Source organism: Actinomadura soli (assembly GCF_005889715.1).
Classification (GTDB): Bacteria; Actinomycetota; Actinomycetes; order Streptosporangiales; family Streptosporangiaceae; genus Spirillospora; species Spirillospora soli.
Genome location: NZ_VCKW01000253.1, coordinates 1 through 11,954 on the forward strand (window position 1 = coordinate 1; position 11,954 = coordinate 11,954).

Sequence of the window (11,954 nt, forward strand, 5' to 3'; positions counted from 1 at the left end):
CGGCCGGGCTCGGCGCGGCCTGGTCCGCGGTCTCCGCGGCGTCCTTGGACGTCCCGCCCGGTGCCTGCCGCGTCGCGGTGGCGGCGGACGTGCCCGACTCGATCGCCTTCCCGGAATGGCCGGGGACCTGGATCCGCGGGAACGGGCCGGTGTTGCGCAGCGGCATCAGCGTGATCTGGTTCAGCGTCACGGGCCCGGCGATGGCGCGCGTCTGCGCCTCGGGCAGCTTGGGCTTCTCGTTCTGCGCCTCGACCTCGCGCGACACGTACCGGTGCAGCGTGCGCAGCAGGACGAAGAGGCCGAGCATCGACACGATCGGCGGGACGGCGGCCGTCGCCTGGTAGGAGAACGACTGCTGGCCGACATGGCCGACGTTGAAGATGAGGCTCGCCGTCCAGCCCGCGATGGCGATGGTCAGCGGCAGGGAGAAGTCGAGCCAGCTCATCAGGTGCCGGCGGCGCAGCACGAACGCGTCGATGGCCAGCAGGAAGAGGCCGAGCTCGCCGACGATGATGAAGAGGTCGACCAGCAGCGGGAACGACTCGGCCTTCCAGCCGCGCAGGCCGTGCTCCATCGCCCAGTGGTAGAGGCCCGCGTAGGACTGGGCGAAGCCGCCCGCGGTCGCGGTCAGGACCGCCGCCGCCATGAAGGCGATGGCCCCCCACCGTGTGATGACCTGTGCCCGGTTGGCAGCGTTCATGCCGCGTGTGCTCCCAGTTTTCCCTGCACGACGGAAAGTGATCGGTGGGAGACTATCCATTTCTTTGGCGGTTCGCGGGGGATTTAGATCACTTCCCGGTTTCATCCGGTCCGGTTCCGCCGGGGCGGGTTTCCTCCGGGCGGGCCTCCTCCGGGCATGCGGAAGTCCCCGCCGGGGCGCGCCGGTGCCCGGGCGGGGACTGGATTCCGCGGGAGCGACGGAACCGTGCTTCAGTACGCGGTCAGACGCGGATGACGAAGTCGAGCGTGCCGGTCAGGCCGGTCGGCCCTTGGCTCATGGTCATCAGGAGGCGCGGGTCGAAGATCGTGTCGCTGTTGTTCCGCGGCTCGTTCGGGAAGTACATCTGGGTCGTCAGGATCCGGGCGTTCGGCGCCTGGACCTTGACGTGGATGTGCTTGGTACGACCCGGGTAGAGGCCGGGGACGATCGTCGTCAGGGTGTACCGGCCGTCGGCGCCCGAGAACAGGTGCCCGCGCAGGACGTAGCCGCGGTTGTCGTAGACACCGGCGGCGTCGCACTGCCAGAAGTCGAGCAGCGCGCGGTTGACCGGCTTGCAGTCCTGGGAGTAGACGATCCCGGTCACGGTGAGCAGGGTCCCCTGCTTGCCGGCCCTGATGTCCGACCGCTCAGGCGAGCCCGGGGTGAAGTAGGGGCCCTCCGTCTGCGCGGGAGTGGGATCGTCGTCGCCGTCGGTGCACTTGGGCGTCAGCGGCAGCCGCCGGGGCTGGGTGCCGGCCGAGGCGGTGGCCGAGGTCACAGCCGTCACGGCCGTGGGGACGGCGAGCGCGCCGATGCCCGCGGCGACGATGAAGTTCTTCCGGCTGATGCCGGATTCCAGCTGTTCCTGCTCGTCCTCTGGCATGGGGGATTTCCTCTCGAGGTCTTTCCGGGCATTTCGGGATCTTCCGATGCCCGGCTGGCGGGGCTCCCAGGAGTCGTCGCGACATGTATAGGCCGGTCACGAGGGGTTGGTCTTGGGTTTCCCTGCCCGACATTTGGCGTCGAGTGACAAAGCCCGCCGCGAGCGTCGTGCCGACTCGCTCATTGACCTTCCCGAAACCTCGTAGAAACCTGGCGGGTGGCGTCCGAGACCCCCCGCCCGCCCCACCTCGGAGGAGCGTCATGTCAACGCTCGCTGACACCTCGGATCATGCTGCCCGCGATCAGGCCGAATACTGGCGCCACCTGATCACGTCGGCCTTCGGTCCTTTCCATATTCACCCGCGTCTGGCCAGCGGATTCGCCGCCCGGCTCGCCGGCCGCACGCTCGGCCCGGTCGAGGCCGGCGACGTGTACGCGCCCGCGCACGCGGTGCGCCGCAGCGCCCGCCAGATCGCCCGCGACACCAGGGAGTGCTACAAGCTCGGCCTCGTCCTGCGCGGCTCCTGTGTCCTGCGCCAGAACGGCCGCCACGCCCGCGTCGGCGTCGGGGACGTGGTGTTCTACGACCTCACCCGCCCGGTCGAGATCTCGTTCGACGCGCACCACATCTTCACGGTCGTCATCCCGCACCGGGCCGTCCCGCTGCCGCCCGAGCGCCTGGCCGCCTTCGGCGGCACCCTGATGGCCGAGCGCACCCGCCACGGGCGCCTGGTCTCCTCGCTCCTCGGCGCCCTCGCCGAGGACGGCGTCGAGGACGGCGCCGCGACCGACGAGCCCTACGCCCACCACCTCGGCGGCGCGATCGTCGAGCTGGTCACCGGGGCCGCCAGCGAATGGCTGGGCGCGCCGCCGTCCCCGTCCCCAGAGGGAGCCGAGATGCTGCGTGCGATCAAGGAGTGGATCGAGGGCCGGCTGCACGACCCCGCCCTGTGCCCCGCGACGATCGCGGAGGCGCACCACATCTCCGTCCGGCAGCTGTACCGGGTGTTCCAGCCGGCGGGCACGACCGTCGCCCGCTACGTCCGCACCCGCCGCCTCGAACACTGCCGCCGCGAGCTCAGCGACCCGTTCCTCGGGACGCAGCGGATCGGCGCGATCGCGAACCGCTGGGGGCTGCCCGACGCGGCCGCGTTCAGCCGCGCCTTCCGCGCCGCCTACGGCGTCACCCCGACCGCGTACCGTGCCGCCACCACCGGCATCCTGCGGGACGCCTAGCGTCCCCCTCCACGCCGTCCCGGATCGGTTGCATCGTTCGTCCGATCCGGGGAACGTGGTGGCTACGCGGATACGGGCCGGAGCGAACACTGTCACATTCTGCCGATGGCACCGCGACTGCGACGCGGGCCCCGCCTGACGAGCAGGCCCGTTCCCCGCCGGGAGGACACCAGACGCCGGGAGGCTTGGCAAGTTGGGAGGCACGGCATGTCCCTGACCATGCGTCCAGGGCCGCTCGCGGGCTCGCCCGGAGACGAGGTCAACTTCACCATCGACGGGCCGAAGCACCGGTTGTTCATGCACGGCTTCCCGCGCCGCGTCCGCGCGCGGTTCGCGGGGGAGACCGTCCTCGACACCGAGCGCGGCAAGCTCCTGCACGAGACGGGGCTGCTGCCCGTGCTGTACGTCCCGGAGGACGACGTGCGCACCGGCCTGCTGGAGAGGACCGCCCGCACGACGCACTGCCCGTTCAAGGGCGACGCCGCGTACTGGACGGTCCGCGCCGGCGGCCGGTCCGCGGAGAACGCCGTGTGGGCGTATCCGGAGCCGAAGCCGGAGGCGGCGTGGCTGCGCGGCCACATGGCGTTCTACTGGGACCCGATGGACGCCTGGTACGACGAGGACGAGGAGGTCCGCGGCCATCTGCGCGACCCGTTCCACCGCGTGGACGTCCGCGCCACGTCCCGGCGTGTGCGGGTGCTGCTGGACGGCGAGGTCGTCGCCGAGACCGGGCGGCCGAAGCTGCTGTCGGAGACCGGCCTGCCGAACCGGTTCTACATCCCGGCCGCCGACGTCCGCCGTGAGCTGCTGAAGGAGAGCGCGAAGCGGACCTACTGCCCGTACAAGGGAGAGGCGACGTACTGGTCGCTGGACGGCGCGGAGGACGCCGCCTGGTCCTACGAGGAACCGCTGGAGGACGCCGTCAGGATCAGGGGCCATGTGTCCTTCGACCACGAGGCGCTGACGATCGAGACCGGGCCGCCGACGGGCACCTGACACGGGGCCGGGACGGAACCGGTGCCGGCACGTGACGCGCGCCGGAAACGAACGGCGGCCGGGAGCGGACGCGGCGGAGTTTCATCGCCATGCCCGGACGCCCTTGTCGGGTTTACTGTTCTGGTAAGCCACAGGCAAGGGAGGCGGCGGGTGGCACCGTACGCGGCGCCCTCCCCGCGCGCGGGGTTCTGGGCGGCGCTCGATCCGGCGCAGCGGTCCGCGCTGCGCGCCGCGGGGCGGCCCCGGCAGTACCCGGTGAAGGCGCCCCTGGTGTACCAGGGCGACGAGTCCGACCACGTGATCATCATCGAGCGGGGCTGGGCGAAGGTGACCTCGGCGACCGAGGACGGCCACGACGTGGTGCTGGCCGTCCGGGGGCCCGGCGACCTGCTCGCCGAGAGCGCGGTGCTCGGCGGCCGGACCCGGTCGGCCACGGTGACCGCGCTGTCGCCCGTCCGCGCGCTGGTGGTCCCGGCCGCCCGCTTCACCGGCTTCCTGGACGTCCACCCGGACGTGTGGATGCTCGTCACCGGCACCTTCGTCCAGCGGCTCGACGACTCCGACCGGCGGCTGACCGCCCACATGAGCAGGGGCGGCGCCCAGCGGCTCGCCGCGCTCCTGACCGACCTCGCGGAGTTGTCGGCGCACCACGTCCCGCCCGCGGCGGACGGCTCGATCGAGATCGGCCCGCCGCTCTCGCAGGAGGAGCTCGGGAGCTGGATGGACGCGTCCCGGGAGACGGTCGCGCGCGCCCTCAACGGCCTGCGCCGCAAGGGCCTCATCCGGACCGGCTGGCGCAAGATCACCGTGATCGACCTGCCGGGCCTGCGCGAGTTCGCCAAGGAACCCGACTGAGCGCGCGAAACTTGTCAATGGCAAGATAAGATCGCCGCATGACCGACCAGCCGAGCTACCACCATGGCAACCTGCGCAGGGCCGTCCTGGACGCCGCCGTCGAGGCGATCGCCGAGGAGGGCGCGGCCGGGTGGAGCCTGCGCCGGCTCGCCCGCCGGGCCGGGGTCTCGCACGCGGCGCCCGCGCACCACTTCGGCGACAAGGCGGGCCTGCTCACGGCCGTCGCCACCGAGGGCTACACCCGGTTCGGGGACGCGCTCGAAGCCGCCGGCGACGACCTGGACGACCTGGGCCTCGCCTACATCCGCTTCGCCGTCGACCACCGGGCGTACTTCGAGGTGATGTTCACGCCCGCGCTCTACCGCGCCGACGATCCGGACGTCAGCGCCGCCCGCGACCGCGCGGGCCGGATCCTCGCCGAGGGCGTCCGCCGCGTCCCCGCGGACGACCGCCCCGAGGACGAGCGGACGGCCGGGCTCGCCGCCTGGTCGATCGTGCACGGCTTCGCGCATCTCTGGCTGAGCGGCGCGCTGTCCGGCGTCGGCGACGACCCTGTGGAGGCCGCCCGTCCCGTCATCCGCCTCCTCTTCGAGCGCTGACCGCCGTCACCGCGGTCACCGCGTCACTGCCGCGAGACGGGCCCGGACTCCGATTCCGCGCCCTCCGTGCCCTCCCCGCCCGTGAGCGCGCGTCCGTGGCCGTTGCCGTCCTCGTCCCGGTGCCGCTCCGGGACGACCACCAGATCGGCCCGGAACCGGCGGTTGAGCGCGGCGCGCACCCGCTTCACACCGCTGCGGGCGCGCGGGCTCTCCACGCCGTCGATCTCCGGCGGCACGTCCAGCGGGACGGCGGCCGCCGGGCGCGGGTCGGTGATCGGGGCGATGGCCTCGTCCGCCATGGGCCGCTCGACCTCGCTGAACCTGCCGTCCGGCGACATCCGGATGATGCCGGTCTCCAGCCCGTGCTCGGCGATGCCGAGGTCGCGGCGCTGCAGCCCGACGCAGATCCGGTAGGCGACGATGTAGCCGAGGATCGGTCCAAGGATGATCGCGACGCGGAAGAACCACGTCGTCGCGAACAGCGAGATGTGGAACCGCTCGGCGAGGATGTCGTTGCCGCCCGCCAGCCAGAGCAGCCCGAAGAACACCACCCCGGCGACGCCGATGCCCGTGCGCGCCGGGACGTCGCGCGGACGGTCGAGCAGGTGGTGGATCTGGTGGTCGCCGGTCACCCAGCGTTCCAGGAACGGGTAGGCGGCGAGGCCCGTGAACAGCGCCCCGGGCACCACCAGCGCCGGGACGACCACGCTCATCGTGACCGTGTGGCCCCACGCGTCGATCTCCCAGCCCGGCATGGTCCGCAGCGCGCCCTCCAGCCAGCCCATGTACCAGTCCGGCTGCGAGCCGGAGCTGATCGCGCCCGGGTCGTAGGGCCCGAACAGCCAGACCGGGTTGATCTGGACGAACGCCGCCAGCAGCGTCGTCACGCCGATCACCCACAGGAAGAACGCGGTGGTCTTGGCGATGAACACCGGGAAGAAGGGGTAGCCGCGGACGGTCGTGTTCGAGCTGCCCTTGCCGGGGAACTGCGTGTGCGTCTGCCGCCACGTCAGCACGATCGCGTGCAGCGGGATCAGCGCGGCGAGGATGCCCGGGATCAGCAGCACGTGGACGACGTACAGCCGCGGGATGATGTCGGTCCCCGGGAACTCGCCGCCGAACACGAACATCACCGCGTAGGAGCCGACCAGCGGGACGGCCGCGAGCACGCCCTCCAGGATCCGCAGGCCGGTCCCCGACAGCAGGTCGTCGGGGAGCGAGTAGCCGAACAGCCCGTTCAGCATGACCAGCATGAACATGAGGACGCCGATGAGCCAGTTCAGCTCGCGGGGCTTGCGGAACGCGCCGCTGAAGAAGTTCCGCAGCATGTGGATGAGGATCGCCGCCATGAAGATCAGCGTCGACCAGTGGTGCATCTGCCGGACGAGCAGCCCGCCCCGCACATCGAAGCTGATCTTGAGCGTGGAGGCGTACGCCTCGCTCATCTTCACGCCCTGCAGCTTGGTGTAGGAGCCGTCGTAGATGACCTCGTGCATGCTCGGCTTGAAGAACAGCGTGAGGTACACCCCGGTCAGCAGGATGACCACGAACGAATACATCGCGATCTCGCCGAGCAGGAAGCTCCACTGGTCCGGGAACGCCTTGCGCATGGCCTTGCGGACGAAACCGGTCGAGCCGAACCGCTCGTCGAGCGCGCGCGCCGAGCCGTCCACGAACCTCGGTGGTGTCCGCCCGCCGGACCGGCCGCCGGCCGTCCGATTACCCGCCATCGTCAACGTCCTCTCGTCGCCGTCGAGCACATGCGCATCTGCACAGAAGACCGATCGGGGCCGGAGAATGTGACATCCCGCGATGTGGACCGCGTCACATCGCGGGGAACGGGAGCCCGGGGGTCAGCGGGCGGGCCCGGCCGGCCGGTTCCGCCGCCGGTAGCGGGACCGCCAGCGCGCCCGGTACACGACCCGGATCGGGGGCGGCAGCAGCCGCAGCACCGCGCGGCGGGTGGGGTCGGGCGCGCCGTCCAGCAGCCAGGGCAGGTACACGCCGAGCCCGCGCAGGCCCAGCTCGCCGCGGAACTCGACGTCGAACGTGCCCCACTCGAACGGGGTGAGCGCGTCCGGGATCAGCGGCAGGACGTCCGACTCCTTGAACTCCACGAGCGTGTCCACCGCCGCGCGGAGCTCCCGCGCGTACCGGGCGAACATGGCGCGATCGCGCTGCTCCAGGGCGGCGTCGACCGCGTCTATCACCGGGACGACCCGCAGTGCGCGCAGCGCCATCGCGTCGAGGACGAACCCGAGCCGCCTTCCACCGCCGCTCGGCTCGGGGTCCGGCTCCTTGGCGTACATCACCGACCACAGGGTGCGCTTCTCCGCGATGTCCTGGACGTGCCAGTGGAACCTGAACAGGGCCCAGCCGTTCTCGACCGCCGGACCGGCGAGCGCGCCGTCCGACTCGGCCGCGGCCTCCAGCCGGGCCGCGTGGCGGCGGAAGGCGTCGTACGCGGCGTGCAGCATCGTGAGATCGAACCGCCGTGGCTCGGTGCCCATGCCGCCTCCCAAGCTCTCCGCACCCTGGGTGCCGCCTGAGGGGCACCACACAGAAGATGTGCCGAGCGCCCCGAAACGTGACGCGATCCGGAGCCGGACTCCTGTGATCTGCCCCACGATGCCCCTGATATTCGGCGCCCGGTACGTTGTCGGGGATCGGTGCGCGGGGACGTTCCCGTGCCGGAAAGGAACCGCTCATGGCCGTGGACGCGGCGGGCGCCGACATCGCGTCCCTCATCCTGCGGGTGTCCGTCGGCGGCACACTCGTCGCCCACGGCTGGAACCACGCGTTCGGCGGCGGCGGGATCGAGGGCACCGCGGGCTGGTTCGAGTCGATGGGGCTGCGGCCGGGCCGGCTGCACGCGCTGATGGCCACCGGCACCGAGCTCGGCGCGGGCGTCCTGCTGCTGCTCGGGCTGCTCACCCCGCTCGCCGCGGCGGGCGCGGTCGGCACGATGGCGGTCGCGTTCATCACCGCGCACCTGCGCAACGGCTTCTTCATCTTCCGGCCCGGCCAGGGCTACGAGTACGTCGTGATGATCATCCTGGTGGCGTGCGCGCTCGGCGCGCTCGGCGGCGGCGCGGTCTCCCTCGACCGGGCGCTCGGGGTGTCGGACGACCTGGCCGGCTGGCCGGGCTTCGCGATCACCGCCCTCGCCGGCGGCGCCGGCGCCGCGCTCCTGCTGGCCGTCTTCTGGCGTCCGGCGGCGAAGGCCGAGGACGGGTCCGCGGCCTGATCAGCCGGGCGGGCGCGCGCCCAGGGCCCGCAGCGCGAACCTCGTGATCTGGGCCGCCGCCTCGGCGGCGGTGGTCTTGGCGGTTCCCGCCATCTGGTCCTCGAACGCCTGGCCGAGCGCGGCGAGGACGAACCGCGCGTCCGGGCCGGGGTCGGCCCACGGGAACGAGCCGTCGGCCAGCCCGGCCGCGAGGATCTCGGCGATGATCGCCTCCTGCTCCGCCATCACGCGCCCGCGCTCCCCGGCGTAGCCCCGGGCGCGGGTCGCCTCGCCGGACGTGAGCGCCAGGACGCGTTGGCGGCGGCGCTCGTCGGCGGTGATGCCGAGCATCCCCGCGATGAGCGCGCCGAGCGCCTCGGCCGGGGACCCGGCGGCCGCGGCGAGCTCCCGGAGCTCGTCCATCACCCGGGCGCCGTCGCGCCGGAACATCGCCAGCAGCAGCGCGTCCTTGGACTCGAACTGGCGGTAGAACGCGCGGGTCGACAGGCCCGCCGCGGTCAGGATCTCGGTGATGGACACGGGGGCGCCCTGCGCGTCGGCGAGGCACCGGTACGCGGCTTCGATGATGCGCGTTCTCTCGGCGGCCTGACCGGGCACGGAGGGCCCCTCTCCTGCGCCTGCAGTAAGGGGCCAGCCTATCCAGCGGCGGCCCGGAGCCGCTCCCGTTGCGGGATCACGGTGTACCTGGGGTCGCGCGCCGACTGCGTCCCGGCGTGGAACACGCCGAAGCGCGTGCAGGCCGAGCCCGCCAGGAGCGCCGCCCCGCTGAGCGCCGCCGCCGCGCGGCCGCGCCCGCCGAGCAGGACGCCCCCGGCGGCGCCCGCGACCGACAGGATCTCGCCCGCGCGCACGAACCGGCCGGCCTTGCCCTTCTTGTACGGCTCGGCGGCCAGCCCGGCTCGATGCTCCAGGATCTTCGCGGCGGCCAGCTCCAGGGCCGCGCCGAGCGCCGCGGCGGTGCGCATCGGCCCGGTCTCGCGGGGCGGAGCCGTGACCAGGGCCATGCCGGACGCGGCCGCCACCGCCGAGGCCGCGAACACGAACGGCAGCTCGCGGTGGGCCTCGTGCCAGGCGGGCACCGCCGTGTCGGCGGCCAGGACGGCGGTGTAGGTGCAGACGGACGGGCCCAGCGCGGCGGCTCCGGCGGTGGCCGCCCCGCCGAGGCGCGGGAAGAGGCCGGTGACGTCCAGGACGGCCGCCGCGCCCACGGCGGGACCGTAGGCGACCAGCAGCCACGAGCCCATGCTCATCGGCGACGTCGGCTTCATCACCCGCAGCATGTTGACGAACCGCTCGGGCCGTCCGAGGTCGTGGATCAGCGCGGCCGTGGACCCGCCGAGCGCCGCCAGCGAGGAGATCTTCAGCGCCCGCGCCGCGACGGGACGCCCGGTGCGGTGCGCGCCCGCGGCGAGGACCGAACCGGCCCCGGCCAGGCCGCCGAGGAAGAAGTACGCGGCGACGTCGGACGCCTTCCAGACGGGCGGGTTCAGGATCGGCCTGCCGTAGTACGACGTGAACTCGGCGTCCGGGACCATGGCCTTCTCGCCCCGGTGCCTGCCGCGCTTCCGGCCGCGGCGCTGCGGGCCCTTGCCGACCTGCGCCTCCCGGCCGGGCCGCTCGCCGTGCATGCCGTCCTTGCCGACGCCGGACGTGCTCATCGTCCGCCTCCCGCGCGGCCGTGGACGGCGAAGACGGCGGCGAGCCCGCCGAGCATCGCGGCCGCCGCCATGCCCGCGTGCCTCCACATGGACGGCAGGTCGCGGGTCGTGACGACCGGGTCCGGTGGCAGCCCGTACACCTCGGGCTCGTCCAGCAGGAGGAAGAACGCGCCGTCGCCGCCGACGCCGTCGTCCGGGTCGTGGCCGTACAGGCGGGCGTCGTCGACGCCGAGGTCGTGCAGCTGGTCGACGCGCAGGGCGGCGCGCTCGCGCAACTCGTCGAGCGGCCCGTACTGGATGGAGTCGGTCGGGCACGCCTTCGCGCACGCCGGCTCCATGCCCGCGCCGATCCGGTCGTAGCAGAGCGTGCACTTCCACGCCCGTCCGTCGCCCTTGCGCTGGTCGATGACCCCGTACGGGCACGCGGGAATGCAGTACCCGCACCCGTTGCAGATGTCCTCCTGGACGACGACGGTGCCGAACTCGGTGCGGAACAGCGAACCGGTGGGGCAGACGTCCAGGCAGGCGGCGTGCGTGCAGTGCTTGCAGACGTCGGACGCCATCAGCCACCGGAGGTCCGTGGCGCCGCCGTCGCCGGCTCCAGTCTCGGCGTGGCCCATCGGCTTGTTCTGCTCGATGAACGCGACATGCCGCCAGGTGTCGGCGCCGAGGCCCTGCGTGTTGTCGTAGGACATGCCGGTGAACTCCAGGCCGTCCTCGGGCACGGCGTTCCATTCCTTGCACGCCACCTCGCACGCCTTGCACCCGATGCACACCGACGTGTCGGTGAAGAACCCCATCCGGGGCGGCGGGTCGGGATGGCCCGCGTCGGCGGCGACGTCGGGTTCGGGCCCGGCGAGCAGGTTCCGTCCCACCAAACCGCCCATCCCAGACCTCCCATCGCGGCGGCGACCTTCTCCGACTTCCCCGCGGCGCGCCTCCTACACCCCCCGCCGGGGTCAGCCGTCCGCCATGGCCTTCCACTGGCGGACGGCGACGGGACGCCACGCGGCGCGGCGCTCGTGGAAGAGCGCGGCCGCCCGGAAGCCGCTCCAGCCGTCCGGCAGCAGCTCCGCGGGCAGGCCAGGGTCGAGGAACGGGAACCGGCGCCACGCCTGGACGAGCCTGGTGTGCGCGGCGAACGTCCCGGGTTCGTCGCCGGGACGCAGCTCGCGGACGGCGTCGACGAAGTCCTCGTAGGCGGGCTGGATCTCGTCCAGGTCCCACGCCCGCCGGGCCACGCGCCGCGCCTCGGACAGGTCGCCGAGCCGCCCGGTGAACAGCGTGGACGTGTCCGCGACGCCGATCTCGGCGAGGACCTCGCGCACCTCGCGCTCGCGTCCCGGACGCGGGCTGACCCACACGCCGGGGGAGAGGTTCCCGAGCCCGTTCCAGGCGAGCCGCGTGCGCAGCAGGTGGCGGAGCCTGCGGCTGGTCTCCGGGACGGTGGCGAGGACCACCAGCCACTGCCCGTCCCAGTCCCCGGCGGGACGGCCGAAGTCGCAGAGGCGGTCGGTGCCGTCGGTGAGGAGCCGCTTCCCGGACGGGGTGAGCCGCCAGGCGGTGCACCGGCCGTGGCGCTCACCGGCGAGCCAGCCGTCGGCGGCGCTGCGTGCGAGCGCCTGCCGGACGGCCTTCTCCTCCAGGCCGAGCAGCGCGAGCGCCCGCAGGAACGCCGCCGTCCAGACCGGTTCGCCGCCGGGCAGGACGAACTCTCCCAGCACGGTCAGCAGCAGCGACCGGGCGCTGGCCGCGCCCAACTCGCCGGCTGGGGCCATGTG

Annotated in this window: 13 protein-coding genes; 5 read left to right on the forward strand and 8 right to left on the reverse strand. The window is 73.0% G+C overall.

Translation table 11 applies throughout. From position 1 onward, the window contains the following. On the reverse strand, nucleotides 1–700 hold a 700-nt coding region (locus tag ETD83_RS33445), incomplete at its 3' end, for a DUF2637 domain-containing protein (protein ID WP_171064586.1). A 241-nt stretch (nucleotides 701–941) separates the two neighbouring features. Then, the gene (locus tag ETD83_RS33450) at nucleotides 942–1,583 is read right to left on the reverse strand and encodes a dioxygenase family protein (RefSeq protein WP_138649205.1); all 642 of its coding nucleotides are present in this window, start codon (nucleotides 1,581–1,583) and stop codon (nucleotides 942–944) included. 260 nt (nucleotides 1,584–1,843) lie between these two features. On the opposite strand from ETD83_RS33450, the gene ETD83_RS33455 reads away from it, so the two are divergent. The 4 genes from ETD83_RS33455 to ETD83_RS33470 all read left to right on the forward strand — a co-directional run bounded on the left by ETD83_RS33455 (nucleotide 1,844) and on the right by ETD83_RS33470 (nucleotide 5,268). Then, nucleotides 1,844–2,818: an AraC-like ligand-binding domain-containing protein gene (locus ETD83_RS33455; protein ID WP_171064587.1), complete on the forward strand. Its 975-nt coding sequence runs from the start codon at nucleotides 1,844–1,846 to the stop codon at nucleotides 2,816–2,818. A 207-nt stretch (nucleotides 2,819–3,025) separates the two neighbouring features. Then, nucleotides 3,026–3,814, forward strand: coding sequence for a DUF427 domain-containing protein (locus ETD83_RS33460; RefSeq protein ID WP_138649207.1), 789 nt, complete (start codon nucleotides 3,026–3,028; stop codon nucleotides 3,812–3,814). Nucleotides 3,815–3,964: 150 nt separating this feature from the next. Beyond that, nucleotides 3,965–4,669: a Crp/Fnr family transcriptional regulator gene (locus tag ETD83_RS33465; protein ID WP_138649208.1), complete on the forward strand. Its 705-nt coding sequence runs from the start codon at nucleotides 3,965–3,967 to the stop codon at nucleotides 4,667–4,669. 38 nt (nucleotides 4,670–4,707) lie between these two features. Further along, nucleotides 4,708–5,268, forward strand: coding sequence for a TetR/AcrR family transcriptional regulator (locus tag ETD83_RS33470; protein WP_138649209.1), 561 nt, complete (start codon nucleotides 4,708–4,710; stop codon nucleotides 5,266–5,268). Between the two features lie 23 nt (nucleotides 5,269–5,291). Here ETD83_RS33470 and qcrB read toward each other — a convergent pair whose 3' ends face one another. Further along, nucleotides 5,292–6,998, reverse strand: a complete 1,707-nt coding sequence (gene qcrB / locus ETD83_RS33475) for a cytochrome bc1 complex cytochrome b subunit (protein ID WP_138649210.1) — start codon at nucleotides 6,996–6,998, stop codon at nucleotides 5,292–5,294. Nucleotides 6,999–7,121: 123 nt separating this feature from the next. Further along, nucleotides 7,122–7,778 carry a hypothetical protein gene (locus ETD83_RS33480; RefSeq protein ID WP_138649211.1) on the reverse strand — a complete coding sequence of 219 codons (657 nt, stop codon included), beginning with the start codon at nucleotides 7,776–7,778 and terminating at the stop codon, nucleotides 7,122–7,124. 197 nt (nucleotides 7,779–7,975) lie between these two features. Here ETD83_RS33480 and ETD83_RS33485 point away from each other — a divergent pair, with 197 nt between their 5' ends. After that, a complete protein-coding gene (locus ETD83_RS33485) occupies nucleotides 7,976–8,515 on the forward strand; it encodes a DoxX family protein (RefSeq protein WP_138649212.1) in 540 nt (179 codons plus the stop codon). Here ETD83_RS33485 and ETD83_RS33490 read toward each other — a convergent pair whose 3' ends face one another. The 4 genes from ETD83_RS33490 to ETD83_RS33505 form a co-directional block, all read right to left on the reverse strand. After that, complete coding sequence (locus ETD83_RS33490; RefSeq protein ID WP_138649213.1) at nucleotides 8,516–9,112, reverse strand: TetR/AcrR family transcriptional regulator; 597 nt, start codon at nucleotides 9,110–9,112, stop codon at nucleotides 8,516–8,518. It abuts the gene before it with no gap. 38 nt (nucleotides 9,113–9,150) lie between these two features. Then, nucleotides 9,151–10,173, reverse strand: a complete 1,023-nt coding sequence (gene nrfD, locus ETD83_RS33495; protein WP_138649214.1) for an NrfD/PsrC family molybdoenzyme membrane anchor subunit — start codon at nucleotides 10,171–10,173, stop codon at nucleotides 9,151–9,153. Further along, entirely contained in the window at nucleotides 10,170–10,973 is an 804-nt protein-coding gene (locus ETD83_RS33500; RefSeq protein ID WP_230421356.1) for a 4Fe-4S dicluster domain-containing protein, read from the reverse strand. Before ETD83_RS33500 ends, nrfD begins: the two co-directional genes overlap by 4 nt. A 159-nt stretch (nucleotides 10,974–11,132) precedes the next feature. Then, the coding region (locus ETD83_RS33505) for a PaaX family transcriptional regulator (protein ID WP_205718020.1) at nucleotides 11,133–11,954 on the reverse strand (822 nt) is incomplete at its 5' end.